Raw genomic sequence first — 25,670 nt, 5'->3', positions numbered from 1 at the left:
GCCGACATGGCAGGCCTGCCGCGGCGACGGCCCTGCCTCTGCTGGGGCGCCGGACCGGATCGCCATGAGGATCATGGGGTGGTCCTCGGGCATGCACAGGCGCTACCAGCATGCGACCGGCCCGATGTCGCATGAGGCGGCGGGCAAGATTAGCTGGCTGCGGTGGGATGCGCCCTGGCGCGGGCGACCAGCCCTTGCCGGGCGCATGAGACCAGAAACGAGACCACAAGATCGTTGATCGGTTCTCATGAACGGAAGGCCCGTGGCTCTTGCCCTGACAGAGCTGCATGATCGCTGCGGAGGATGAGGGATTCGAACCCTCGAGGGGTTGCCCCCAACACGCTTTCCAAGCGTGCGCCCTAGGCCACTAGGCGAATCCTCCGCTGACGAGCTTATCGGATCCCAGCGGCATCAACGCCGCCGGGCATCAAGATCCATTGTGCCCGGCCAAACGATGACTCGCGGATCACCGATGCGCCGCTGAAGATCCATCCAGCAGGCCTTAGACTCCCTTGCAGACCCCTCGCGCGGCGTCACCCTCGTGAACTCCCCCAGGGCCGGAAGGCAGCAAGGGTAAGCAGGCTCTGGCGGGTGTGCGAGGGGTCGTCCTCTTCGCGGGGGCCATGAACCCGACGAGAGCCCTGATCCCTGGCAACGCCCGGGATGCCGACGGAGCGAGCGACGGAGTAGGCCGGTGATCGTATGAGCGGCGCGCTGTACAACCGGTACCGCCCAGCGACCTTTGCCCAGGTCGTCGGCCAGGAGCACGTCACCGGCGCGCTCATGCAGGCGCTACGGACCGGCCGCCTCCACCACGCCTACCTGTTCAGCGGCCCGCGTGGATGTGGCAAGACGTCATCCGCACGCATCCTCGCCGCATCCCTGAACTGCGTGAACGGACCGACGCCCGAACCGTGCGGAGTGTGCGAGCAGTGCGTGTCGATCCGTCGCGGTATGTCCATGGACGTCACCGAGATCGACGCCGCCTCCCACGGGCTGGTGGATGATGCCCGTGATCTGCGGGAACGTGCCTTCTTCGCGCCAGCCTCGGCGCGGTTCAAGGTGTATGTCGTCGACGAGGCCCACATGGTCACAGCGGCGGCTTTCAACGCCCTGCTCAAAGTCGTCGAAGAACCACCCCCTTACCTGAAGTTCGTGTTCGCGACCACCGAGCCCGACAAGGTCATCGCCACCATCCGCTCCCGCACCCATCACTACGCGTTCCGACTCGTGCCGCCCGGGGCACTGCGCGACCACCTCACGTCGGTCTGCGTTTCGGAGGGGGTCGACGTCGACCCGGCGGTGCTGCCGCTGGTGGTGCGAGCCGGCGCCGGCTCCGTGCGTGACTCGCTGTCCGTGCTCGACCAGCTGCTCGCCGGCGCCGGGCTGGATGGCCTTTCCTACGACCGGGCGGTCGCGTTACTCGGGATGACCGATGGCGTCCTGCTGGACGAAGCGGTCGACGCCCTTGCCGCGCGGGACGGCGCCACCGCGTTCACCGTTGTCGACAAGGTCGTCTCCTCCGGGCACGACCCCCGCCGTTTCGCCATAGATCTGTTGGAACGGCTACGAGATTTGATCATCCTTGCGGCGGTGCCGGACGCTCCCGCCAAGGGGCTGCTGGAGAACTACTCAGCCGACCAGCTTGAGCGGATGGGCAGCCAGTGCGGCCGGATGGGCCCGGCCGAGCTCTCCCGGGCCGCGGATGTCGTGCACGCCGGTCTCAAGGAGATGCGCGGGACGACCAGCCCGCGGCTGCTGCTCGAACTGGTCATGGCACGGACGCTGCTGCCCGGTGCCGGGTCCGACCCATCGGCCCTGTTGGTGCGCCTCGAGCGGTTGGAACGACAAGCGGACGCGGGCGGCGTCGCCGATCCGGCGCATGCCGCGGCAGCGACCGGCGGCCCGGGACCATCGCGGCCGGCCGCGCACATGCCGACGGCATCCGCTCCGGTTCCGGACGCCACCGAAAGACCCGTTCCCACGGTTGCTCCGGGCCTGGCAGAACCGCCCTCCCCCGCTCGATCTTCCGGGGGTTCCGCGGCCGGAGCACGCCCATCGCTCACATCCGGCGCCACCACGGTGGCACCATCCGCCGATGGGACCGATGTGGGACGGCTGCACGCGGTGTGGGACGACGTGCTACGTGCGGCCAGGTCGCGCAAGCCCGCCACCCATGCCCTGCTTCAGGAGTACGCCTCCGTCACCGATGTTCGTGGTGACGAGGTCATCCTCGCGTTCACGGTCGCGACGATCGCCCGGATGTTCGGCCAGGGCAGCAACATCGAGGTCCTACGGGCCGCGCTGACCGAAATTCTGGGCGGGACCTGGCGGATCACCATCGCGACAGCCGGCGGGCCGGCGGGCGGCACTGCCGGTGCACCGCCTGGATCCGGTGGATCACATGGCTTTGGTGCCGCCGGGGGCTTCGTCCAGGGCGGCAGGCCAGGCCGCCCGAGCGGGAATCATGGGCTGGCGCCAGACGGCTTCGGTGCGCCATGGGCTTCGGCCGGGCCAGTGCACGCTGTGGCCGTCATGCCCCCGCCACCGGCAGCACCCCCGATGACGGCAGCGCCTCCACCGACGCGGCCGGGGCCACCGGCAGCCGCGCGGCTCGCGTCCGCGCCTTCGGCGCAGGCTCCGCCGGCCGGGCCGATCCGCCATGCGGCGACGACCGCCGACCGGCCGGGTTCACCCGCCGTGGGCAACGGTCATGCCAGCGCCCATGCAGGCGTGGATGTGACAGGACGCTCGCCCATGTACCCGACATCGTCAGCAACGCCGGCGGCGCCGACAACACCGATGGCGGCAACGACACCGATGGCGGCAACGGCCAGCCACGGCGACATCGACAGTGAAGCCTCCCCTGACGACGATGACGCGCCGGCCCACCCAGACGCGTCCCTGTCGGGGGAGGCTGCCGCGATGGCATTGCTGCGGTCCGATCTCGGCGCCACTGTCATCGAGCAACCCGCCGACTGAGCGCGCCAGGAGACCAGCCGGATATCCGCGGGCACACCCAACCAGCTGGACCGCGAATCGCGGCCTTCCCCGCAAGGTGTGTCGGAACCCGGACGTAGGCTCAGGGACATGTCGAACCCGCAGACACCTGGGCCGGACTTCGGCCAGTTCCTCATGCAGGCCCAGCGGATGCAGGCCGAGTTGATGAACGCCCAGCAGGAACTCGCCGGCACCAGAGTGGAGGGCACCGCCGGTGGAGGCCTGGTGAAAGCCACTGTGACCGGCGGCGGCGAGCTGGTCGATCTCACCATCAGCCCCGCCGCGGTCGATCCGGCCGACACCGAGACCTTGGCGGACCTCGTCCTCGCGGCCGTCCGGGACGCCGCCGGCAACGCGCGCGGGCTTGCCGCGGATCGCATGGGCCAGGTCACCGGCGGGCTCGGCGACGCCCTCGGCGGGCTCGGTATTCCCGCCGGACCGCCAGGCCCGGCGGGCCGGTCAGGTCTGGCAGGCGGATTCGGGCCGGGTTCTGACGCCTCGGGCCTGGGGTGACAGCCATGTCGATGGACGGCTGGGCCGTATCTGGTAACCGCATCGGGGCAGGTCAGTAACGATGTACGAGGGGATCGTCCAGGATCTGATCGACGAGCTCGGCAGACTGCCGGGTATCGGCCCGAAAAGCGCCCAGCGGATCGCTTTCCATCTTCTTTCCGCGGACCCCACTGATGTGCGGCGCCTCGCGGCCACGTTGAACGAGATCAAAGACAAGGTACGGTTCTGCCGGCTCTGCTTCAACGTCGCGCAGGCGGAACTGTGCCGGATCTGCTCGGACCAGCGGCGTGATCCAGAACAGATCTGCGTCGTCGAGGAATCGAAGGACGTCATCGCCATCGAGCGGACGCGGGAGTTCCGGGGACGTTATCACGTTCTTGGCGGCGCAATCAATCCGATCGGCGGAATAGGCCCTGACGATCTGCATATCCGGGAGCTGATCGCTCGGCTGGCCGATGGAACGGTGACCGAGCTGATTCTCGCGACAGATCCGAACACCGAAGGTGAAGTCACCGCGTCCTATCTGGCTCGGCAGATCGCTCCGATGGGCTTGAAGGTCACCCGCCTGGCCAGTGGCCTACCGATGGGCGGCGACCTGGAATGGGCGGACGAGGTGACTCTCGGCCGCGCCTTCGAAGGCCGTCGCGTCGTCGCCTGACCGGGCGCTCCCCGGTCAGGCGCTGTTGGGATAGACAGTGTTACCCCGCATCGCGCGTAGCGGCGTGCGAACGCCTCTCGGCTACTGTGGGCAACTCCTGTCGAGTTCAGCAGGACGGCGCGACCGCAACCCTCCCGCGCCGCCTTTGGCCGCGAGGAAAGAGACATACAGCCTGTTCAGGTGACGTTCGCGGCCCGGTCGTCCGCGCGCGGACGAACTCCTACGACCCTCAGGAGCGCACAACAAATGATCATTAGTGCACACGTAGGTGCGGGAGCGCTGCTCGGGACGGCAGTACGCCGGCCGCTGCCCGCCTTTGCGGTGGGCTTCGCCTCCCATCTGGCAATGGACATGCTGCCGCACTGGGGTACCGGCCCGGGGCTGAGCTGGATCCCGGTCGCCCGGCGCGACGGCGTGGCAGGGCTGATCGCGATGGGCCTTCTGACCGCAGCCGCGCCACCCGGCCGGCGGCTCGCGGTGCTTGCCGGTATGAGTGGGGCATGCCTTCCCGACACCGACAAAATCGGAATCTACTTCGCCGGGCGCAGTCCATGGCCGGGCCGCTTCGACCGCTTCCACGGACGCATCCAGCGGGAGTCCGCCGATCTGTTGCCCCGGGATGTGCTCGTCGCCGCCACGCTCAGCGCAACTGCGGCCGGGCTGCTACACCTGCTGGGCCGGGGCAGGAGTTGAGCAGCCTCCGGGCGGCGGCCAGCCCAGGAGCCAGGGGCCCGGCGAATCGTCGCGAAGCGGCTATTCGGGGAAAGGCCGTAGTGTTGGCTGGCGTCGCAGTGCTGAAAACAGAGGAATCCGGCGATGGGTCGATACGGGGAACAACTCTGGTCCCCGAACCCGGCCGCGCCGTTGCGCGGACGCCGCACGGGGGTGTATCGCCCGTACTATCCTGATCCGCTGGCCGGGTCTCCGCCGGTCCTTCACAAGGATCTCATCGCGCGCGCGACAGCGATCGAGATGGGCATCCGATCGTTGACCGGCACGGTCGTGGTGAGTCTGGACCAGCTGGCAGATTTTCTTCTGCGCGCCGAGGCAGTCGCGTCGTCCCGGATCGCGGGGATCCAGGTCGCTCCCCAGCAGGTCGCCTTGGCGGAGTTCGCCGCTGGAGCCGGCTCCGACAATGTCGTCGAGGGTTTCAGCGTGAACGCCCGCCGGGTCGCCCGCAACATCGCCGCGCTCCGCCGCGCGGTCACCGATCTTCCTGGCACCGAAGCCATCACCGTGGACGGTATCGTCAACCTGCAGCGCACCCTGCTGCCAGGCCACCGGCACACCGGCCCGCGATCCGTCCAGACCTGGCTCGGCGGGAGCGAGTGGAACCCCCTCGACGCGGCCTTCATACCTACGCCACCGTCCGATGTGGTCAGGCTGATGACCGATCTTGTCGCCTATGCTTCAGGCGACGCTCACCCACCGCTGATCCAGGCTGGGCTCGTCCACGCCCAGTTCGAGACCATCCAGCCATTCGACAACGGCAACGGGCGGGTGGCACGGACGCTGATCCATGCCGTACTCGCCCGCCGAGGATTGGTCACACCCGCCGTGCTGCCGATCAGCCTCGCCTTTGTGAGCCGGTCCGACAGATATGTGACGGCGCTGGCCGCTTACTGCCATGACGGCCCGCCTGGTGGCCGAGCCGCCCACGCGGCGCTGAACCAGTGGCTGACCTTCTTTCTCGACTCCCTGGTCGTGGCGATCGAGGAGGCCCGTACGTTCGCCGAGGAGATCGCCGAGCTACGCCGGTCCTGGGATACCAGGCTGGCAGCTTTCCGCGAGCGGACGGTCGCGGTCCGCAACCGGCCGCGGGAACCCGCAACGGCCGATCGGTTACTGACCGTACTATCCACCTCCCCTGTGATCACAGCAACCAGCGCGGCACGCATCCTGGACGTGTCCGTGCAGGCCGCGTGGGCGGCAGCCGAGGAGCTTGTCGGCGCGGGCATCCTGCGCCGCCGGCAGATCGGACGTGGCGCCACCGGGTACCTCAACCGGGAAATATCAGACTTGCTGACTTCCGCCGAACGCCGACTGCTGACGGTCAAACAAGGCTGACCAGCGCATCCCTGGGAACGCCACGCCCGACCGCCACGCTACTGCGCCACGCCCGCGCTGTTCAGCCGGCCGGGAGCAGGACCGCGGCACCGTTCACCCGGTCCGAGGCCAAGTCGATCAACGCCTGGTCCGCTCGGTCGAGCGGATACAGCTGGACCGTGACCGCGAGCCGATGCTGCCGTGCGATCCCGAGAAACTCGCGCCCGTCCGCCCGGGTGTTCGCGGTCGTGCTACGCAGCGTCCGTTCCTGGAACAGGTGGCGTTGATAGCTCAGCGCCGGCACATCGGAGAGGTGGATACCGGCGACTGACAGCGTCCCGCCGCGGTCCAGGGCCCCCAGCGCGACCGGGACCAGGTCGCCAACCGGGGCGAACAGAACAGCTGCGTCGAGCGGCTCCGGCGGGGCGTCGTAGGCCCCGCCGGCCGAGGACGCGCCGAGTGCAAGCGCGAGCTGCCGCGCGTCCTCGGAGCGGGTCATCACGTGGACCCTCGCGCCCTGCGCCAGTGCCACCTGCGCGGCAAGGTGGGCGGACGCGCCAAAGCCGTATACCCCAAGCCGGCCACCGGACGGGAGCTCAGCGCGACGCAGCGCCCGGAATCCGACGATACCTGCGCACAGCAGCGGTGCCAGTTCAGCGTCGGAATAGCCGTCCGGCAGCCGGTAGGCGTAGTCCGCCCGGACCACGGCGTACTCGGCATAACCGCCGTCGGCATCCCAACCGGTGTAGCGGGAGGCCAGACACAGATTCTCCGCGCCGCGGCGGCAGTACGTACATGTCCCGTCGGTCTCCCGCAGCCAGGCGATCCCCAGCCGGTCACCGATAGCAACATCTCTCACTGTAGGGCCGACTGCGTCGACATAACCGACGATCTCGTGCCCGGGAACGGTGTTGGGCCTGCGCGGTCGCAGATCGCCCTCGGCCAGATGCAGGTCCGTACGGCAGACCCCACAGGCTACGACCTGTAGACGCACCTCGCCGGCAGCCGGCTCTGGCACAGGGACGGCCGTGCGCCGCAGCGGTCGCGCCGTCGCCGGAGCCGGTGTGGTGACCTGCCAGGCCGTCATCATCGGTGTCATGCCCTTGACGTTCCCCGATCAGCCCGCTGCATTACCGCTTACCGCTTACCGCCCATACGCTGTCACCGTCGGCGAAACCGCCCTCGGTGGACGGTGACCTGAAGCATCGCCGCCCACCGACGGATCATGCCACATAGGCAAAAAGAGCCAAGTGATACGCTGAGAGCAATGCGTCAGATGTTGACCCCATGATCACGGGCGAGACCGCCGAGGTCGTTGTGGCCCTGGCCAACCGCACGGAACTTCCACTCTGCGCCGTTGCGGTAAACCTCACCGAAAATGACTACCGTCTCGGTGGAGTAATCCTCGGAAAGATCATAGCGGACCAGCTCGGTGCCGGTCTGGTCGACGACACGGATGTAGGCGTTGCGCACCTGGCCGAAGTTCTGGTGCCGGTCCTGCGCACCATAGATCGACACCGGAACGACAATCTTGTCGATGTCGGCCGGCACCTGACCAAGGTTGATGACGATCGACTCGTCGTCCCCCTCACCCGCGCCGGTGAGATTGTCGCCGGTGAGCGTGATGGCGCCCTCCGGGGACTTCAGGTTGTTGAAGAAGACAAAATGCTCGTTGGTGAGAGCCTTACCGTCTGCCTTCACCCCGATGGCGGAGGCGTCCAGGTCGAAGTCGGTGCCGGTGGTGGTGCGAGCGTCCCACCCGAGCCCAACCGTCAACGTGGTGAGCTGAGGTGTGCCCGCGTCGGCGGCCTGTTTGGTAAGGCTGACGTTGCCGCCCTTGGCAAGGCTGATGGCCATCTGTAGATCGTCTCCTCTGATCGGTCCGCGTCGGTGCGGATCGTCCCGTGCAGGTACAGACCTACCCCAGGAACCTCCGGCGACGCGAAAAGGTCATGATCGCGTGACCCGGTCTTAACAGCTACGAAAGAACCTTCGCACACGCTAGGGCACCCACCTACGGTCGGTCCGGTCGGGCGCGGTACAGAGCCAGCCCTGCCACCACTGGCGACAGATGTCAACATCACCCAGCGACGACCATGGTCATACCCGATGCACTCTGTAGACGCAGGATCGGGGCGATCGCTGGAACTGCGCAGACTGAGGCGCAGGCATCCTGGTCTCCAAAGAACCCGGGGCGGTTCATTCTGTATTTTCGACGATGATTTTTCCAATCCTATCGCCCTGCGGCGTGTTATTGAGCCAACAGGTGAATCCCCAGCGGTTTGCATCAAAACTCTGGTATGAATAATTTATTCGCGTCAACGCATCGGCGACAGAGTCGCCCCAAGGGGAAAACCCACCATCCGTTATTTCACCAATCTCAACAAGATTTTCAACAACGAGATAATTAATCGTTTCAATAACTTCTCGATGCACGGAATCCTCGTCAGTCGATGACAGAAAGCGTCGCGCAAGCGAATCGACAGCCAGCAGCGGGACCCAGTCATCAAGGCCGGCTTTGAGTATTTCTTTGGCCAACAAATCGATCATAAAAGATGAACCTTGACATGCGTACCATCGGCCTTGAAAATATCGATTGTCTCCCCTCCTGACCTACTGCTCTCACGGAACCCGACCTTGGTACCGTCTTGCAGCTCAACGAACTTACCCGGATAACCCGACTGCACCGGTATCCCATCTCTGGAGATAGTCGACGACAAGACCTCCACCATCTCCACCCTCAACCGTCGATCCGACGGGACACTGCTTGAAGGCCACGGTGGCGATGGTCGGATCCCCACTCATCCAGGTGACCGCATCCAGATCGGACACGAGGGTGAAGAGCGCCTCAGCGTCACACCGAACCAGCCGCACCGGAACGGTCAGAAAAATCGTCCCGCCATAGTTGCCGCTGAGAACCACTGCGGCCCCGGAGTCCCGACGCGCATGTTTCAGTCCTTCATACACAAACGGCTCGCCGTCACCGGACGTCCAGAAACCGATCAACCAAATCCCCGGGACCCGAGTCAGAACCCAGCCACATCGTCAAGATCAAGAATTGCTATTGCTTCATGCCGAAATCCTTCGAGGTCTTCGAACCAGTCAGGGTAAGCACCTCGCCTGCTGAAGAATTTTACAGTAGCGCCCTGCAGAAGAAAGTCGTCATCATCCTCGTCGGCAAAAATACTTACCAGCGCAAGCAATCGATCGCCTCCCTCAAGAGCGGAGGCATCCCTCAACATTCGACGGGCAAAAAAGAGGCCACGCGAAGCCGCGCGGGGAAGATATCTCCTCGTATCCTCCCTGAGGTCAGAAAGCGATATATAGACGTCGTTGACTTCATACTCATAATGTCCGATTTCCGAAGGATCGAATTCACCGCTCCAGCTATTACCATACATTGCCCGCAGAAGGAGCGCAGCATTCGGGCCTATTATCCAGCCGGCTTCGGCAATAGCCTGAGCTCGACGCGGCAGGCTTGGCCTCCAAATTTCCGTCAAAGAATCCGCCAGAAGTTCCCGCATGCGTATATTTGTTTTCAACGTGATCGAATCCCAGAATACTCCCGCAAACCGTATGGCGAAATTCGACAAGAATTCGGTCTTACACCCCGAAGGATCTTTATCGACCGAAGGCTGGCGATTCCGCGACAGATCTTGTTCAAACTTCTTCAAATCTGGGAAGTCTATCGAGTCGACACATCAGAAATCACCCCTACAAATTTACATTCCGAGGATATTCAATCCCTTTGCAATGGCACGAGAAATTTCCGGATCTTTTGCAACCTGGTCCGCCAACCTGCCCGGCAAACCATCAAAAGTCTTGCTTGTAAAATTGTACTGATACTTGTTTCTCGCATAGTCTTGAAGATGAAGTTGTCCCGGACGCGACCCAGGTGCAGGATTCTCGACGTCGATGTGGAATCGTTCGTTCTGCATCAAAGTCTTACTGGTGACTTGAGTACCCTTGGCCCCAATCATATCGTCGTCGGGGCACCGGTTGGTACCGGAAGCACTGGAACTGGTGCTCGCTTTGCCGGAGCCGTGAGAACTGCTGGAGTGGCTGCTGGAACCGCCGTCGGCGCTTGCTACCGCGGCGACAGCGCCACCGATGACGGCACCCACCGCAGCGCCACCCGCGACGATACCCCCGGTCTCGGCCGCGATCGTGACCCCACCACCGAGCACGAGCGCACCTGAAGCGAGCGCCACACCACCGGCCTCAACCAGACCACACGGCTCAAGAACGATGCACGCCGCAGTACCCACAACCGCCGCACCGATACCGAGGCCGGTACCGACCTTGCACCAGAACCCACACAGCCCGCTCGGATCCGCGTCGTTAAGCGGATTCCCCCCGACATACCCATACGGACTACGCGTGAGATCCAGAGCCGGATCGACCGTCAAGAACTGCGCCGTGACCGGATCGTACAAACGAGCCCGCAGATACAGCAGCCCACTTTCAGCGTCGGTGTACTGCCCAGTGAACCCCAACACCGAGCCCACCGCACCCGTATGAGCACTCACCGCACCCCACGGGGTATAGCCGTAGCCGCCGACCACCGCCCCAGTGGAATCCGTCAACGCCCGGACGGAACCAAGCTGATCACAGAAAAACCACTGCGTGGCACTCCCACCGACCTGCTCGATCGGCACACCACCCGACCCATAGACATAAGCGCTGGCACCGTCGTAGAGGAGCTCACCACCCACGCCCCAGGTGAACGGAGTCGTGGCGCCGTTGACGGTCTTGGAGGCACGCAGACCAGACCCGTCATAGGTATAACTCGCCGTGGTTCCGCTCTTCGTGAACCCGGTGAGCCTGCTCGCCTGGTCGTAGGCGTAGGTGGTGACCGCGCTCCCAGTCGTGCTCTTGGTCCGGTCGCCTTCGATGTCGAAGGTGTAGGTGGTGGCGCCGCTGGGCGGGCTGGCGCAGGCCGGGTTCGCGGGCGGGGCGGCCGTGGTGCTCCAGCACAGCCGACTTGTCACGTCGAAGGTCTGCGTCGCCGCGCCCAGGGTGATCGGGTTGTCCGCAGCGTCGTAGGCGTAGGAAGTGACGGTACCGCCGACGGTGGTCGACTTGAGCTGATCCAACGCCGTGTAGGCGAAGGTCTGCGCGCTACCCGGAACACCGGTTGGTGTCTCCCCGCTGACCTGGCCCGCGGCGTCCCTTGGGCTGGTCAGGGAGGCAAGCGTGGTGCTGCCGGCCTTCAACGTGGAGCCGGTGAGCTGGTCGGCCTTGTCGAAACTCCTGCTGACACTGGTGTTGTTGGGGTAGGTCGTCGTGAGCAGGTCGCTGTCGCGGTCGTACCCGAACGACGTGGTCTTGGCGTTCCAGTCCTGGACGGTGACCAACCGGTCGTCCTTGTCGAACGTTCGGGTGACCGTCCGGCCGCTGCCACCGGGGTAGGCGATGGAGGTGACGTTGCCGACAGCGTCGTAGCTGTAACCCACCGTGGCGCCAGCGCCATTGGTGTAGGAGGTGATCTCACCGAAGGAGTCATAGGACCAGTGGCTGGTCCCGGTGCCGTCGGTCGTGGACGTACGCCGCCCGAGGCCGTCGTACGTCGTCGCCGTCACGTTCGGGGTAGCGCCGTCCGAATAGCCCACCGTGGTCTGGTGACCGGCGGCGTCGTACCCGTAGGTGGTCACCCGACCGGCCGCGTCAGCGAGTGTCAGCAGCCTGCCAGCCGTGTCGTACTTCCAGGTGACCGTGTGGGAGCCGGGATCGGTCCGGGTGGTCCGCCGCCCCTGGTTGTCGTAGCCATAGGTGGTCTTGTGGGCGGCCCCGTCGACGATGTCCGCGACGGTGTTGTCGGCGTTGTAATCGGTCTTCAGCGTCGTGGCGTCCGGCCGGGTCGTCACGGTCTGCCGGTCGGCGAGGTCGTAGGTGTAGGTCGTCGTCCGGTTGTTGGCGTCCGTGGCCGAGGTCCGGTTGCCGTCGGCGTCGTAGGTCGCGGAGCTGACGTCACCGAGCGGGTCGGTGGTTTTGATCGGGTTGTTCCAGGCGTCGTAACTGTAGGTGGTGCAGCCCTTGGCCGGCGGGGTGCAGCCGGGGACGATGCCAGCGGACACGCCGATCGGCGAGACAACCGAGGTGCGCAGGCCGCGGGCGGTGTCGTAGCCGTATTTGGTGGTGTTGCCTTCGGGGTCCTTCGTGCTGGCGAGGTCACCGAAAGTGTCATAGGTGTTCGTCGTCGTGTTCCCACGCGCGTTCACCGTGCGGGAGACGTCATCGGGATGCGCGGCGTCGTCGTAGTAGAAGCTCGCGGAGCGGACCACGGTCGAGGGCGGATTACCGTTGGAAACTTCAGCGGCCTGGTCGACCTGTTGCAGGGTGATGCTGGTCGGCAGCTTGTACGCGGACGTGCCGTCGTTGGTGCCGGTGCTGGTGGCGATGTGCCCGGCCTCGTCGTAGCCGTAGCTGGTCTGCGTCCCGGTCGGGTCGATCGTCGCGACGAGGTTGTCCCGGTCGTCGTAGGTGCGGGAGGTGGTGAACCCGCGCGGATCACTGGCGGAGATCTGATTGCCATGATCGTCGTAGCTGAAGGTCTGGAAGTTCCCGTTCGGGTCGGTGATCGAGGTGACCCCGAGGCTGACCGGGTCGTAGGTGTAGCTCCAGGTCCCGGCATCGGCCGTCCCGGCGCCACGGGTCTCCGAGATCAGCAGACCGCCGGTGTAGGTGTACACGGTCTTGTGACCGGCCGGGTCGGTGACCTGGGTCTGCCCGGCTACGAGATTCGCCGCCGTGTTCGGGCCGTAGGTGAACGTGGTGGTGTGGCCAAGCTGGTCGGTCTGGGCGGTGACCCGCTCGGCGGTGTCATAGGTCATGCCGACGACCGGGGGCGGGGTGGCGGTGCTGCCGTAGGCGACCGGTTCACGCATGGAGTTCAGCAGATGCGCGGCGGTGTAGGTGTACTGGCTCCGGTCGTTGTCCCCCACTGACGGGCTGCGGGTGGTGCCGACGCCGAAGACGTCGGTGAGGTTGCCGGCGGCATCATAGCCGTAGGTGACCTGGCGCCCGGCCGTGTCGGACAGGCCGGTGATGTGACTGCCCGTCCAGGTGAGCGTGTAACTGCGGGCAGCCGGGTCGGTAATGGTGCTCAGATGCCCGGAGCTGTCATAGGCCAGCGCCGTCACATAAGCAGGGCTGGCCTTGCTGCCCGCCAGATCCGTCTCCGAGACCAGCCGGCCCGTGGCCACGTCGAAGCTGAGGATCTGGCTGCCCCGCCGGGTGAACACGTAGGACGAGCCGTTCTTGACCAGGGTCGCGTCGTACCTGGGTGCTGACGGCGTGTAGGTGCCCGACGAGTTGACGAACGTGACCTGGGAGCCGTCCTCCTGCTTGACCGTGACGTTGCCGGTCGCGCTGTCGGTGACTGTCGACAAGTTGTAGGAGAAGGTCCACCCGTAACCGAACGGGCCGTTCAGCGCCGCCGACCCGTTCGGGCCAGCCGGGTCGGCCAGCGCGGAGACATAGGTGCGGGTGAAGTCAAGCGGCATGCCCCGCCCGGGAGTGGCCAGGTCGGTGAAGGTCTGACCGAAATAGCCGGTGCTGGTGTCAACCGGGTCACCGGCGGTGCGTCGGGCGCAACCGCACTGCACCCAGGCCGGGTTACTGCCCTTGGGCGCGTCGATCACCTGCGGTGGGCCGCCGATGGGCGTACCAGGGGTACCGCCCATCTGGACGAAGGCGACCGCGTCGTATGCCACGTCGAAGTTGCTGTAGTCGACGTTGCCGTAGGCGGTGTCCGAGCTGGTGTTGCTCAGCTGGACGTACCCGCCGTTCTGCATGGCAAAGGTCCCGATCGTGACCCACTGTTCGGATCCCCAGTGCTGGTTGACCCGGATCTTCCATGGGTTCGCGCCACCGCCGGGGTAAATCTTGTAAACCACGTCGGTGGCGGAGGCTCCCGTCGCCGGGAGATGAATTTTGATCTTGTAGTACTGGAGCCGCGGCAGGACCGGCGTCCAGGTACCGGTGTTGACCAAGCTCGGATCGGAACCGTTCTCGGTGTGCGTGAACAGGATGTGACCGCCAAAACCGGCGCCCGCCTGGTGCGTGTCGATCGCGCCGATGGGGTCGCCGGCCGCGTTGGCGCCGTAGATGTAGCTGAACGTGCCGCCCTGGGACCAGTTCGACGACCCGCAGCCGACGAGGTTCAGCGGCGGCTGGCTCTGCGACTCGTCCACGATGATCGGTGCACCGCTTGACGTGGTGGGCACCTTACTGGTGTCCAGGGAGCAGGTCGGCGGGTGCGGGTCGGCCCCGGCCGCCGGTTCGGTGGAGCCGGCAGCGACCGAGTAGTCGCTGGTGGCACAGGTCGTCGCGCAGGTCGACACCCAGGTGGCCGGCAGGTGCTACCAGCACTCCCGGTCGGTCAATGTGCAGAAACTCGCCGTCGGGTCGGTGGCGTTGGTGTAGTTCGGGTCGCATTTGTTGTCGGTCGTGCAGAAGGTGTCGACCCCGGGGATCTGCAGCCAGGTGCTACCGCCGTGGTAGGTCGGGGTGGCATAGGCGGCGTGACCGAAGCGGATGATCGGGCTGCCCATCCACCCCATCACCCGTTCCTGGTAGGGCCACTGTGAGGGATGCGCGGCGTCGGCGTACGTGTCACGCAGGAAGGGAACCCGGTTGGGTGGGTAGTCGGGGTTCTTCGGGTTGTTGGTCCACCCCAGCCCCCAGGTGCCGTCCGGACCGACACAGGTCGGGCTCGGCGTGCATCCGGTGGTGTTGCCGAACTGCGCTGTCGGCTGGATGCCGGTGTTGTAGGCCCACGCGGCGAAGTACCAGTTCTCCAGATAACGGGGGTTACCACCGTTGGCGGTGATACCGGCGTCGTAAAGCTGGTTCCAGGCCTTCTCAAGAACCTGCAGACCGGCGGCTATGTTCTCCTCGTAGTCAATCGCGATCTTTGTTTTGCCATTGGCGGAGTATGTGGTGTCAGCGGCCGTCATTCCGGTGGTCACCTGGCCGACGCCGTACCCGCAGTCGGCAGCCGCATAGTTGATCGTGTTGATCCCGCCGCCCGCGCCGTAGTAGTCGGCGATGAGCGGGTTCCCAGCGATGCCCGGGAGCGCATGCCAGGATGCCTGGCTCCAGTTGCTCTCCTGAGCCAGGATCGCCTCGTAGACCGACCGGGGAACCGAGTCCCAGGTGTCGCCGGTCGGATGCTGCAGGGCGATCTTCGGGAAGTCGCTGTTCGCCGCGTAGGCGGCCAGCCCGAGGTTGGCGTAGCCGGCGGGCCGCTGCGCCGATGACCCGGTCAGCAGACCCTGTTCGGCAAGCTGTGTCGCCCAGTCGATCTGGTTCGCGAACGGCTGGAGCACCTGCCGGTTCTCGGCCAGACGCGGCACGGCGCACGTCGGAGCGCCGGCCGCGATCGGGGTCACGCTCACGATCGGCTGGATGGACGGCCCGCCGCGGGTGGCGTATCCGCTCGGCGCCGCCGTTGCCGGCGGGGGTACCGCAGTCCAAGTGCGTGCCCTCGACGGCGCAGCCGGGCGGGTGAGGACCGATCTGGTCCGGGTGTCGAGAATCAGCGGGGCGGACTGATCGGACGTGGTGCCGGCGCCCAGCAGGGCATGGCCATCCAGAGATGCCGTGGTCGCGCCGTGCGGCAGCCCGCCAGCTGGTACGCCGACCACACCGGCACCGCCGCCCTGTGGGAGGGCCGCCCCGACCAGGACCGGATGCCCCGCCCTCCCCTGAAACAACTGCACCGACGTCCCCGGACCGGACCCGAGAGTGGTCACCTGGCCCGCACGCTCCACCGCGACAGTGGCGGTCGGCGCGCGATCGCGCAGGCTGAGGAACGCAACTCCGCCGTCCGCGGTCGGCCGCAGGTCATACGCAGCCCCGTCAACGGCCGCGAGCAACACCGGCTTCCCGTCAACGGGGAGCCGCACCAGGTTGCCGCCCAGAACACCGACCGGCTCCTGGGAGGTGGGCACCACCGAGGTGACCTGCCCGGCCACCGTAGTGCGCCGGGCTACAGACCCCGTAGCCAGGTCGACGGTCAGGATCGTCGTCGTCCGTTGATCGACATCATCGTTGAAGGTGAACGCGGCCTCGTCACCGGTACCGCAGCCCGGTGAGTGGTACTTCAACCCGATGCCGGTTGCCACCGGACGCACCACGCCGCTGAGCAGATCCACCGCATACCCGACGGCGCCCCGGTCCCGAGCCTGCGCGTTGTTGGCCGCCGAGGCCGGCAGGACCGCGACCCCCGCATACCGGCCGTCGCCAGAGACACACTGGTAGCCGAGCCACGACGAGTCGTCGCGGCCACCGGGTCGTAATACGGCGAGTTCCCGCCACGACCAGCCACCCGACTCGTTGGCGACCTCAAGGTGGTAGCCGGCGCCATCACCCCATCCGTTCACCGCGACGTCGCCAGACGGGTCGGAAACCGGTTGTGGAATCGATGTTGCGGCGGTACCAATCACGCCAGCTGACGAGAGAACCCGGGCGCGGTGCCCCCCGGATGCGGGCACCATCGGGCTCGCCAGCACCACCAGGCCAACGCGGCGATCCCGAAGGCTCGCGGAGTCGAGCCCCCGGCTCGGGCATACCCGAACTGGGACATCCGCCGTCGAGTTCCGAACACGCGCCCCACTGACACGGTGACCCGCCCTTCACGACCGCACAGAAGGCTGAACAGGTCGGACGCATCCCGGCAGCGGCGTGCCCAGACAGTCCGTACATATCACTGATTTAATACCTATTTATTGATTTTTGCGATAGAAACAGAGACTGTCAGCAAGGAGCCTTGCACGCAACAGATCGGCCGATGAGTTGTTGGCCCGCGTAACGCGCTGTTCGCCGCGGGCATCGACGACTTCATACAGCTAGAAACAGTGACTGCGGGTGGCCCGAAACCCCGTGAGCCACCCGCGATCCCACAGCGATGGGACTGTTACCGCGTGCGGAGAGCGTTACCGCGTGCAGGGCACGTTGAACAACCCGCTCGCCGCCGCGGTGACGGTGTTGGTGCAGGAAACGGTGTTCTTGGTCTTGTCCGGCTTGTCAACGCTGACGCCAAAGCCGGGACCGCGGACGTCGAGCTTGTTGCCGGTGATGATGTTTCCCATTCCCCAACCGTCGACGACGACATGGGTCTGGATACCATCCTTCGGGCTGTTGACACCGACGTTGCCCTCGATGAGCCAGCTGTTGCCCTTCACGTCGACCCACGAATCCGCGTAGTTGTCACCCGTGATGGCGGAGCCGTCGAAGGTGTTGTTCCGCAGGACGCCATTGGCTGTGGCTTCCTTGATGTCAACCGCCTCCGCGGTCACTCCGTTGATCGCGTTACCGATAATCTGGTTACGGTCGGAGTTGTCCGGCTTCCCACCGCTGAACTTTGCCCAGTTCGACTCGGCCGAGCCGATGTAGATGCCCTCGCCGAAGCCGGGATCCTTGCGTCCGGTACCGCTGACCGTCGACCCGGCGACGATGTTGTCAGTCGAGAAGTTCCGCAGGTGGATGCCCTCGTCACCGATGTTCCGCACCAGCAGTCCGGTGATGACCGCCCCGCTGGTCTGGTCGGTCATCACCCCCTTCTGGCCGTCCTGGATCGTGAAACCCTCCAAGCGCCAGTAATCGGCGTTGTCAAGGTGGAAGACATAGCCACTGTTGATCGACCCACCATCAAGCACTGCGTTGCGTGAACCACGCACCGTAATCGGGGTCTTCGCGGTCGCTGCCCGGTTGGCGACGAAGTGCCCGCTGTACTGCCCGTCCGCGAGCTGGATGAGATCCCCTGGCTTGGCGTCCGCGAGCGCGGCGGTCAACTGCTGGGCGGTCGACACCCCGACCTGACGCAACGGCACCGGCGGCACCGGCAGCCCGGCAATCAGGGCTGGCAAGGCCGATGCGGCGGCGGCAGGCGCTGGGGCCTGGGTGGTCGCTGTGGCTGCCGGAGACGAAACAACCGACCCGGCAGACAGCATGCTCCCGGTAGCCGTGGGAGCCGTGGGCGTCTGGATCGGTGCCTCGTTTCCCGCGGGGGCCGCCGTGCTATGGGCGGGTTGCGTCAGGCTCGAATCGGCTGGCTTGCACGCGGCAAGCCCACCGGTCAGAAGAACAGCGGACAACACCACGGTGGCTGGTAGCCGGCTGGCAGCCGAGTGGCGCCCGGCACGGCGCTCCTGGGAGCACTCGGCCGCGTCGCCCAGCGGAGAGGCGCCTCGAGGGCCCACGCCTAGTGCCTCGGTGCTTGCCACGGGACTCCACCGGGCACTGCAGTTGATCATCACTGGCTCTCTAAGCCTTTCGTAGGTCCCAATCTTGGTGTCCCCCCCAAGTAGGACGAAAGGAGCATAGCGGTGAACCGGCCCGCATCCTCATGGGCCCCCACGATGCGCGAACATCAGCCACCATCCGTAATAGCAGCATCATATGCATGAAAGAAAAATTAATGATTATCGGTTGACAAACCAACGAAGAACCCACTTCAACCCACATCATAAAAATGTGACCAACCAGCAGCGCCGTGCCACCACTGGAACACTCGGTGAAACAGCGCCAGGCAAGCCATCTCACGCATGACCCACGCGTAACCCACACATGTCCCACCGCACGCATCATTACGCCCCACGCAAAATAGCGGTTAAGAGGCCTCCGACAGCGGGGCGTCCGGGCAGGAAGCGGCGCCGCGAGGCTGGGGCCCGCGCCTCGCGTCATCGCTCCCCGGCCATACGCCGCGCGATGCACGCGCCCCAACCCCGCTCCTTGATCTAAACCTCTATTATCGAATGCTTAATTTTTTTGAAAATTCCAAAAAACTATTTTCAAAATCAAAAAAATATGATAGTAGACGCTATGGCGACAACGCTTCGTTCCCCAGCGCGGGCAAGACGACCGCCCGCTCCGTTGGGGCAATCTGATCGCCCACCCGAAAGCACCGTGACCGCAGCTCTTCTCCGTCCCCTGAGTGCCAAGTAGCCTGGGCCCCATGGCGGTTGTGGTGACGAAGTTCGGCGGTTCCTCCGTCTCGGATGCCAACCGGATCAAACGGGTCGCCGAACGGATCGTGTCTCAGCGCCGTTCCGGCGACGATGTGGTGGTCGTGGTGAGCGCGATGGGTGACACGACCGATGACCTGCTGGAACTCGCCGAACAGATCACGCCGGTACCGCCGGCCCGAGAGCTCGACATGCTGCTCACCGCCGGTGAACGCATCTCGATGGCGCTGCTGGCCATGGCGATCTCGAACCTGGGCGCCGAGGCACGGTCGTTCACGGGCTCCCAGGCAGGAGTGATCACTACTTCGGCGCATGGCAAGGCCCGCATCATCGATGTCACACCGGGACGCATCCGTGACGCTCTGGACTCAGGTGCGATCGCGATCGTCGCCGGTTTCCAGGGTGTCAGCCAGGATACGAAGGACGTGACGACACTCGGTCGAGGTGGGTCGGACACGACCGCTGTGGCCCTCGCGGCCGCCTTGCGGGCTGATTTCTGCGAAATATACACCGATGTGGACGGCGTTTTCACCGCCGACCCGCGTATCGTGCCGGACGCACGCCGCATCGAGCGCATCTCATATGAGGAAATGATGGAGATGGCGGCCTGCGGCGCCAAAGTGCTCATGCTTCGGTGCGTCGAGTACGCCCGCCGCTACACCGTCCCCGTCCACGTCCGTTCCTCGTTCTCCTCGAAGCCGGGTACGTGGGTCACCGAGATTCCGGAGGCAGATCTCGTGGAACAGGCCATCATCCGCGGAGTCGCACACGACCAGAGCGAGGCGAAGGTGACCGTGGCCGGCTGCCCGGACAAGCCCGGCGTCGCCGCTGCCGTCTTCCGAGCCGTCGCTGACGCGGACGTCAACCTCGATATGATCGTGCAGGTCGGTTCGGTCGCCGGCACCGGGCGGACCGACATCTCCTTCACCCTCCCGAAAGCCGACGGCCGTACCGCGCTGACCGCGCTGACGAAGGTCCGTGGCCAGATTGGCTTCGAACGGACCCTGTACGACGATCACATCGGCAAACTCTCCCTGATCGGCGCCGGGATGAAGTCGCATCCAGGGGTGTCAGCCCGTTTTTTCGGCGCGCTTGCGGACGCCGGGGTCAATGTAGAGATCATCTCAACCTCCGAGATCCGGATCTCGGTCGTCATCCGCGACACCGACCTGCCCGTAGCCGTCCGGGCCGTCCACAGTGCCTTCGACCTCTCCGATCCCAACGGCCAGGCCGTCGTGTACGCGGGCACCGGCCGATGACGACACAAACTGCCGCCCACCGCCCGACACTCGCTGTAGTCGGCGCGACCGGCGCGGTCGGCACCGTGATGCTGTCGCTACTGGCGGAACGCCCGAACATCTGGGGAGAGATCCGCTTGATCGCTTCCGCCCGGTCCGCTGGGCGGAAACTGCGGCTACGCGGCAGGGACGTCGAGGTGCTTGCGCTGGCTCCCGAGGTCTTCGACGGCGTCGACATCGCGATGTTCGACGTTCCGGATGAGGTTTCCAAGGAGTGGGCACCGGTCGCCGCGTCCCGTGGGGCTACCGTGGTCGACAACTCGGGCGCTTTCCGGATGGATGCCGACGTCCCGCTCGTCGTCCCCGAGGTGAACGCGCAGGCTGCGGCGAGGCGACCTCGTGGGATCATCGCCAACCCGAACTGCACGACGCTGTCAATGATCGTCGCGGTTGGCGCGCTACACCGGGTGTTCGGGCTGGAGTCCCTGGTGGCGACCTCCTACCAGGCAGCGAGCGGAGCGGGCCAAGCCGGTATCGACACGCTGTACGCCCAGCTTGCGGTCGTCCTCGATGCCGGGCTCACCCGCCGCAACATGCCGGCCGACGCGGCCAGCCTGCCCGCCGACGCGGGTGGCGAGATCGAGCTCAGACTCGGACAGAGTGCCGGAGACGTCCGCAAGGCGATCGGGGAGAACGGGCTCGGCCCGTTCCCCGCGCCGCTCGCGCTGAACGTGGTGCCGTGGGCCGGTTCATACAAGGACGGCGGCTGGTCGTCCGAGGAAATAAAGATCCGAAACGAGTCACGGAAAATCCTCGGGCTCCCCGGCCTCAGGGTATCCGCGACCTGTGTCCGGGTACCGGTCGTGACGACCCACGCGGTGGCGGTACACGCGTGGTTCGCGCGTCCGGTAACGGCGGATGAGGCACGAGCCGTCCTGCGCGCGGCGCCAGGTGTGGCGGTCCTGGACGACCCGGCCGCAGGGGATTTCCCAACGCCGGCAGATGTCGTCGGTACCGATCCGACCTGGGTCGGGCGGATCAGGCAATCGCCCGACGACCCGTGTGAGCTCGCCATGTTCGTCTGTGGCGACAACCTCCGCAAGGGTGCGGCCTTGAACACCCTTCAGATCGCCGAGCTCCTGGTGTCCCGCGGTCGATAGTCCCCCGGCCTCGGCATGGTTGACGGAAATTTTGCTACGAGCGTTCCATTCGGTGGATACGCTCGGCAAAAATCCGACAGCGCGACGAGGGGTATGCCCCAGCCTCGCGACGCCGCGGTCCTCTGTTGCCGGGTGCTCCTATTCAACAAAAAGATCGCAGCTGGCGGAGCCGACATGTTCGGGCGCACGTCAGCCGCTATACGGGAACACGCAATCTACCAGAAAAGAAACAAGACGAAAAAGAAACGCGATGTGTTATGAATCCGAACGTGTCGCCCACCGCCGACAGATAACGAAGGTCCGCCTCCTCAGCTGGGGATGGCGGACCCTCGCCCTACGACTGTGGAGTTACGTCCCTCGTGGCTCAGACGACCCGAACGGCGTCAGCCTGTGGACCCTTCTGTCCTTGGGTCACTTGGAACTCGACCCGCTGCCCTTCTTCCAGGCTCTTGTACCCGTCCATGTCAATCGCGCTGTAGTGGACGAAGACATCCGAACCGCCGCCGTCCACGGAGATGAAGCCGAAGCCCTTCTCCGAGTTGAACCACTTAACCGTGCCCTGAGCCACGTGCCGTTCTCCCTGCTGGTGCAGTCAGGACCCACACCGCGCGGGCCCCGGACCGTCTGAAGTGAGATTTTGGCGCTCCCACGACAGTGTTCGCCGTCCGCGTCCCTTGTAGACGCCAACCGCCGAACTTGGCCATGGAAGACGCTACACGGCTACAGGCCATCACGGGAGGTCTCCGGGGAAGGAAGTCCACTACATACCTCACGTAGCGGATGGCGGCGCATCGCCCGAGGTAACCCACCGCGACTACCGGTCGCGGGCACCTCCATCGTCCGCGCCGACGGGGCGCCGCGGCCGGCCACCGTCAGGGCGTGCCACCAGAACTGCCCATGGTCAACGCCTCCAGGGAGCTGATCGTGGCCACCAGCCCCCCGAGGCGGCTGACACCCCCGGGATCGGCCTGGGCGTTCCTATGCGGCCCGGCCGCGTACTCATTGGCGCGGGCATCCCGCCTGTCAGCCGGCAGATAACCCGTACCACTAATGTGACTACTCATAGTAAAAATCATGGTGCGTATTTCACTGCCAGATCACCGTGCGACCATCCAATGACCCGGGCTGTCCAACGCCCGCGGACGACGCGCCCGGACCGCCTGCGAGCAGACGGCATTCCCGCGCACCGGCCATGGCGGCCGGGCGGCGGTCGCTCATCTTCAGGAATGTCAACAGGACGAACATGACATTACTGACATTACTGACCACGGGACTTCCGGTCGCGTGAATGCTTTCATGCTGGAGAAGCCGGTACGGTCCGGTCGGAGCCAGCCGCCTGGATCCCAGGAGTCCTCGTTCCGCCCAGATCCGGAGTCTCGCATGGGGGTACACACTGACCATGACCCTTCCTACAATGCTCTTGGGCCCGACCGGTTTGAACATCACCCGGGTTGGCTTCGGCGCCTGGGCGATCGGCGGTGCGGAGCACGCATTCGGATGGGGCGCCCAGGACGACGATGAATCGGTGGCCGCCATTCGGCATGCCGTCGAGCACGGCGTGAACTGGATCGACACAGCGGCTGTATACGGCCGCGGGCACTCCGAGGAGGTCGTGGCACGGGCGCTCGCGGACATCGGCGAAGCCGACCGGCCATACGTGTTCACAAAGTGCGGCATGACCTGGAAATCAGATCATGATCTGCTGCCCGCCAGAGTGGGCTCGCCCGAGTCGATCCGCCGTGAGGTCAACGCCTCCCTGCGACGACTGAAGATCGAAAGAATCGATCTTTACCAACTGCACTGGCCGCCGAAGGACGGCACACCGATCGAGGATTCCGTCGCGACACTGCACGAACTGCGCGCGGAAGGAAAGATCCGGTCGGTGGGCGTGTCCAACTTCAACGTTGACCTGCTCGAGCGTGCCGCATCCGCGGGCGGGGTTGATGTTCTCCAGCCACCGTTCTCAGCAATCAAGCGGACCGTGGCCGCAGACATCTTGCCATACTGCGCCAAGCACAACATCGGGGTAATCGTCTACAGCCCGATGCAGTCGGGGCTGCTCAGCGGGGCATGGTCAGCGCAGCGATCGGCCGACCTCCCGGCCGACGACTGGCGGCGCGCCTCACCGGACTTCACCGGCGAGGCGCTGCACAGCAACCTCGCTCTCGCTGACATCCTGCGAACGGTGGCAAAAAGGCACAACACGACCGTCGCCTCGGTAGCCGTCGCCTGGACCCTCGCGTTCGACGGTGTGACCGCGGCGATCGTCGGCGCGCGCAGACCAAGCCAGGTCAATGGATGGATCACGGCCGCCACCCTCGCGCTGACCGCGGAGGACATCGATGACATCGAGCTGGGCATCGATCGTCTCGGAGCCGGCACCGGGCCATCCCGACCGACCGGATAACTCACCGGGGTCAAAGGCCACGCGAAAACCAGCACCGCGCGGCCTTTGACCAGACACCCAAACCAAGGTCGCCGGCCGCGCGAAAAACCAGCATCGCGCGGCCTTTGACCAGACACGACAATCATCATGTATCGATACGGTCAGAGCTGTGCGCCAGGCTCCCGCAGCACATAGCCGAAGCCACGCTGGGTATGGATCAGCGGCGGCCCGTGCGGCGCAAGCTTACGCCGTAGGTAGCTCACATACTGGTCGACGATGGTATGGCCACCGTCGAAGTCGTAATTCCAGACCGCGTCGAGGATCTGGGCACGTGACAATACCCGGCGCGGGTTCGCCAACAAATATCGCAGCAGTTTGAACTCGGTGGGCGACAACTCCAGCGGATGACCGCCCCGGGCCACCTCGTGGCTGTCCTCGTTCAGGACGAGATCGGCGAAGGCCAGTACCTGTGCGGCCAGCGGTGGCTGGTCGCGCCGTGCCCGCCGGAGCACCGCGCGCACCCGGGCTATCAGTTCATCGATGGAAAAGGGCTTGGTCACGTAGTCGTCGCCGCCGTAGGTCAGACCAGCGACCTTGTCGGTATGGCGATCACGAGCGGTCAAAAAAATCACCGGGGTCTCGGCTCCAGCGTCACGCAGTCGACGGCAGACCTCGAAACCGTCGGTGTCGGGCAGCCCCACGTCAAGCACCACAAGATCCGGTGCCATCTCGGTGACAGCGGCCATCGCCTCCCGGCCGGAAGCTGCGGTGACCACGTCAAAGCCGTGGAAGCGCAGAGACATACGAACAAGATCGACGATGTTCGCCTCATCATCCACGACCAGGACCCGCATCGACCGCGAATCACGGCTCCCGTTCTCGCTCATGTCCCTCCCATGCCCTCCGCGCGCCCCGCGGGTCGCAATCACACCGGACGAACATATGAGTTCCATTCGAGCCGAACCGTCTGTTCATACATCCGGCTCTCATAAAGGCCGGGCAGGCTCCGGAGCTGAGAGCAGCACCCGCTGTCCCGCTCCGATACGAGGTGTCGAACGATGAACCGTCATCACGCCAGCCGATCCCGGATGGCCGTCATGCTCCTCGCCGGCATGGCAGTTCTTCCGCTGTCCGCATGCCAACCCGGTGCCCGTACCGCCGGCACGGCCGTGTCCGCGGCGACCACACAGGCCTCCAGCACCTCGTCATCGGTGACGGCAGCCGCGCCCGTGGCAACCGCGCCCGTGGCAACCGCTCCGGCGACGGGTGGTACGTCCGCCGGACGCGGCGTCGGCGGGCCGGGATCTCTGACAGTGTCGATCACATCGCCAATCACAGTCGCCGGTCACGTGGACACAACCGTCAGCTGCGACACAGGCCGGCGCTACGTGGAATCCGCCAGCGGCGTCATTCATGGGTACACCGTTACAGCGACCGTTCGGATCGCCGCCTACCACGGAGCCGGCTCCTACCCGGCTGTGGTCACCGTTTCCGTCGGCTCATCCACGGACGGCCCGTACGCGGTGGAGGCCATCGCGACCACTGCGACGATCACCTCTTCGGGCGGTTCGCTGTCATTCACCGGCCAGACTGCGGCGGGCCGCACCCTGGCCGGCTCGATCAGCTGGTCCTGCTCCGCCTGACCCGGCCACGGCACTCGCGGCACGGCTCGGTGGCCACGCCGGGACCGGCGTGGCC

Annotated in this window: 20 protein-coding genes, 1 tRNA gene and 1 other RNA gene; 10 read left to right on the top strand and 12 right to left on the bottom strand. The window is 65.5% G+C overall.

From position 1 onward, the window contains the following. Nucleotides 1-297: 297 nt before the first annotated feature. Nucleotides 298-382, bottom strand: a tRNA-Ser gene (locus MJ797_RS00485). A gap of 132 nt (nucleotides 383-514) precedes the next feature. Between MJ797_RS00485 and ffs the strand changes: the two genes are divergently transcribed. The 6 genes from ffs (at nucleotide 515) to MJ797_RS00455 (ending at nucleotide 6,238) form a co-directional block, all read left to right on the top strand. Continuing rightward, nucleotides 515-611, top strand: an RNA gene (gene ffs, locus MJ797_RS00480) — signal recognition particle sRNA small type. Between the two features lie 91 nt (nucleotides 612-702). Next, entirely contained in the window at nucleotides 703-2,982 is a 2,280-nt protein-coding gene (locus MJ797_RS00475) for a DNA polymerase III subunit gamma and tau (protein WP_239329368.1), read from the top strand. A gap of 108 nt (nucleotides 2,983-3,090) precedes the next feature. Then, a complete protein-coding gene (locus tag MJ797_RS00470) occupies nucleotides 3,091-3,513 on the top strand; it encodes a YbaB/EbfC family nucleoid-associated protein (RefSeq protein ID WP_239329359.1) in 423 nt (140 codons plus the stop codon). Nucleotides 3,514-3,574: 61 nt separating this feature from the next. Next, the gene (gene recR / locus MJ797_RS00465; RefSeq protein WP_239329341.1) at nucleotides 3,575-4,171 is read left to right on the top strand and encodes a recombination mediator RecR; all 597 of its coding nucleotides are present in this window, start codon (nucleotides 3,575-3,577) and stop codon (nucleotides 4,169-4,171) included. Between the two features lie 246 nt (nucleotides 4,172-4,417). After that, nucleotides 4,418-4,864, top strand: coding sequence for a hypothetical protein (locus MJ797_RS00460; RefSeq protein WP_239308296.1), 447 nt, complete (start codon nucleotides 4,418-4,420; stop codon nucleotides 4,862-4,864). Nucleotides 4,865-4,987: 123 nt separating this feature from the next. Continuing rightward, on the top strand, nucleotides 4,988-6,238 hold the full coding sequence (locus MJ797_RS00455) for a Fic family protein (RefSeq protein ID WP_239329323.1): 1,251 nt from the start codon (nucleotides 4,988-4,990) through the stop codon (nucleotides 6,236-6,238). A gap of 61 nt (nucleotides 6,239-6,299) precedes the next feature. On the opposite strand, the gene MJ797_RS00450 is transcribed toward MJ797_RS00455, so the two are convergent. From MJ797_RS00450 to MJ797_RS00415, 8 genes are all read right to left on the bottom strand, one after another. Then, entirely contained in the window at nucleotides 6,300-7,304 is a 1,005-nt protein-coding gene (locus MJ797_RS00450; RefSeq protein WP_239330175.1) for a zinc-dependent alcohol dehydrogenase family protein, read from the bottom strand. A 185-nt stretch (nucleotides 7,305-7,489) separates the two neighbouring features. Beyond that, a complete protein-coding gene (locus tag MJ797_RS00445; RefSeq protein WP_239329305.1) occupies nucleotides 7,490-8,074 on the bottom strand; it encodes a TerD family protein in 585 nt (194 codons plus the stop codon). A gap of 342 nt (nucleotides 8,075-8,416) precedes the next feature. Continuing rightward, a complete protein-coding gene (locus MJ797_RS00440) occupies nucleotides 8,417-8,767 on the bottom strand; it encodes a hypothetical protein (RefSeq protein WP_239329296.1) in 351 nt (116 codons plus the stop codon). Between the two features lie 114 nt (nucleotides 8,768-8,881). After that, nucleotides 8,882-9,223 (bottom strand): hypothetical protein, encoded by a 342-nt coding sequence (locus MJ797_RS00435; protein ID WP_239329294.1) that lies wholly within the window; start codon nucleotides 9,221-9,223, stop codon nucleotides 8,882-8,884. 20 nt (nucleotides 9,224-9,243) lie between these two features. Then, the gene (locus tag MJ797_RS00430) at nucleotides 9,244-9,891 is read right to left on the bottom strand and encodes a hypothetical protein (RefSeq protein WP_239329292.1); all 648 of its coding nucleotides are present in this window, start codon (nucleotides 9,889-9,891) and stop codon (nucleotides 9,244-9,246) included. A 48-nt stretch (nucleotides 9,892-9,939) separates the two neighbouring features. After that, complete coding sequence (locus MJ797_RS00425; RefSeq protein ID WP_239329290.1) at nucleotides 9,940-14,562, bottom strand: RHS repeat-associated core domain-containing protein; 4,623 nt, start codon at nucleotides 14,560-14,562, stop codon at nucleotides 9,940-9,942. Nucleotides 14,563-14,580: 18 nt separating this feature from the next. Beyond that, nucleotides 14,581-16,605, bottom strand: a complete 2,025-nt coding sequence (locus tag MJ797_RS00420; RefSeq protein ID WP_239329281.1) for a hypothetical protein — start codon at nucleotides 16,603-16,605, stop codon at nucleotides 14,581-14,583. Between the two features lie 552 nt (nucleotides 16,606-17,157). Further along, complete coding sequence (locus MJ797_RS00415) at nucleotides 17,158-18,447, bottom strand: nitrous oxide reductase family maturation protein NosD (RefSeq protein WP_239329279.1); 1,290 nt, start codon at nucleotides 18,445-18,447, stop codon at nucleotides 17,158-17,160. 731 nt (nucleotides 18,448-19,178) lie between these two features. Between MJ797_RS00415 and MJ797_RS00410 the strand changes: the two genes are divergently transcribed. Then, a complete protein-coding gene (locus MJ797_RS00410; protein WP_239308302.1) occupies nucleotides 19,179-20,447 on the top strand; it encodes an aspartate kinase in 1,269 nt (422 codons plus the stop codon). Beyond that, nucleotides 20,444-21,586 carry an aspartate-semialdehyde dehydrogenase gene (locus tag MJ797_RS00405; RefSeq protein WP_239329277.1) on the top strand — a complete coding sequence of 381 codons (1,143 nt, stop codon included), beginning with the start codon at nucleotides 20,444-20,446 and terminating at the stop codon, nucleotides 21,584-21,586. The genes MJ797_RS00410 and MJ797_RS00405 overlap by 4 nt, the downstream gene beginning before the upstream one ends. 364 nt (nucleotides 21,587-21,950) lie before the next feature. On the opposite strand, the gene MJ797_RS00400 is transcribed toward MJ797_RS00405, so the two are convergent. Both MJ797_RS00400 and MJ797_RS00395 read right to left on the bottom strand, forming a co-directional pair. Next, complete coding sequence (locus tag MJ797_RS00400) at nucleotides 21,951-22,154, bottom strand: cold-shock protein (RefSeq protein ID WP_013872098.1); 204 nt, start codon at nucleotides 22,152-22,154, stop codon at nucleotides 21,951-21,953. Between the two features lie 304 nt (nucleotides 22,155-22,458). Further along, nucleotides 22,459-22,650 (bottom strand): hypothetical protein, encoded by a 192-nt coding sequence (locus MJ797_RS00395; RefSeq protein WP_239329267.1) that lies wholly within the window; start codon nucleotides 22,648-22,650, stop codon nucleotides 22,459-22,461. Nucleotides 22,651-22,985: 335 nt separating this feature from the next. Here MJ797_RS00395 and MJ797_RS00390 point away from each other — a divergent pair, with 335 nt between their 5' ends. Then, complete coding sequence (locus MJ797_RS00390) at nucleotides 22,986-23,993, top strand: aldo/keto reductase (protein ID WP_239329258.1); 1,008 nt, start codon at nucleotides 22,986-22,988, stop codon at nucleotides 23,991-23,993. Between the two features lie 140 nt (nucleotides 23,994-24,133). On the opposite strand, the gene MJ797_RS00385 is transcribed toward MJ797_RS00390, so the two are convergent. Beyond that, entirely contained in the window at nucleotides 24,134-24,859 is a 726-nt protein-coding gene (locus MJ797_RS00385; RefSeq protein WP_239329249.1) for a response regulator transcription factor, read from the bottom strand. A gap of 171 nt (nucleotides 24,860-25,030) precedes the next feature. Between MJ797_RS00385 and MJ797_RS00380 the strand changes: the two genes are divergently transcribed. Further along, nucleotides 25,031-25,615: a hypothetical protein gene (locus tag MJ797_RS00380; RefSeq protein ID WP_239329239.1), complete on the top strand. Its 585-nt coding sequence runs from the start codon at nucleotides 25,031-25,033 to the stop codon at nucleotides 25,613-25,615. Nucleotides 25,616-25,670: the final 55 nt, after the last annotated feature.

It is taken from the genome of Protofrankia sp. CiP3 (assembly GCF_917627345.1).
Classification (GTDB): Bacteria; Actinomycetota; Actinomycetes; order Frankiales; family Frankiaceae; genus Protofrankia.
The sequence above is the reverse complement of the archived record's forward strand: the minus strand, read 5'-3'. Positions and strand labels throughout refer to the sequence as shown.

Bases quoted from the DNA above. Each gene is read 5' to 3' on its own strand.
- MJ797_RS00475 (WP_239329368.1), top strand. From the start codon at position 703: ATGAGCGGCGCGCTGTACAACCGGTACCGCCCAGCGACCTTTGCCCAG.
- MJ797_RS00470 (WP_239329359.1), top strand. From the start codon at position 3,091: ATGTCGAACCCGCAGACACCTGGGCCGGACTTCGGCCAGTTCCTCATG.
- recR (WP_239329341.1), top strand. From the start codon at position 3,575: ATGTACGAGGGGATCGTCCAGGATCTGATCGACGAGCTCGGCAGACTG.
- MJ797_RS00460 (WP_239308296.1), top strand. From the start codon at position 4,418: ATGATCATTAGTGCACACGTAGGTGCGGGAGCGCTGCTCGGGACGGCA.
- MJ797_RS00455 (WP_239329323.1), top strand. From the start codon at position 4,988: ATGGGTCGATACGGGGAACAACTCTGGTCCCCGAACCCGGCCGCGCCG.
- MJ797_RS00450 (WP_239330175.1), bottom strand. From the start codon at position 7,304: ATGACGGCCTGGCAGGTCACCACACCGGCTCCGGCGACGGCGCGACCG.
- MJ797_RS00445 (WP_239329305.1), bottom strand. From the start codon at position 8,074: ATGGCCATCAGCCTTGCCAAGGGCGGCAACGTCAGCCTTACCAAACAG.
- MJ797_RS00440 (WP_239329296.1), bottom strand. From the start codon at position 8,767: ATGATCGATTTGTTGGCCAAAGAAATACTCAAAGCCGGCCTTGATGAC.
- MJ797_RS00410 (WP_239308302.1), top strand. From the start codon at position 19,179: ATGGCGGTTGTGGTGACGAAGTTCGGCGGTTCCTCCGTCTCGGATGCC.
- MJ797_RS00405 (WP_239329277.1), top strand. From the start codon at position 20,444: ATGACGACACAAACTGCCGCCCACCGCCCGACACTCGCTGTAGTCGGC.
- MJ797_RS00395 (WP_239329267.1), bottom strand. From the start codon at position 22,650: ATGAGTAGTCACATTAGTGGTACGGGTTATCTGCCGGCTGACAGGCGG.
- MJ797_RS00390 (WP_239329258.1), top strand. From the start codon at position 22,986: ATGACCCTTCCTACAATGCTCTTGGGCCCGACCGGTTTGAACATCACC.
- MJ797_RS00385 (WP_239329249.1), bottom strand. From the start codon at position 24,859: ATGAGCGAGAACGGGAGCCGTGATTCGCGGTCGATGCGGGTCCTGGTC.
- MJ797_RS00380 (WP_239329239.1), top strand. From the start codon at position 25,031: ATGAACCGTCATCACGCCAGCCGATCCCGGATGGCCGTCATGCTCCTC.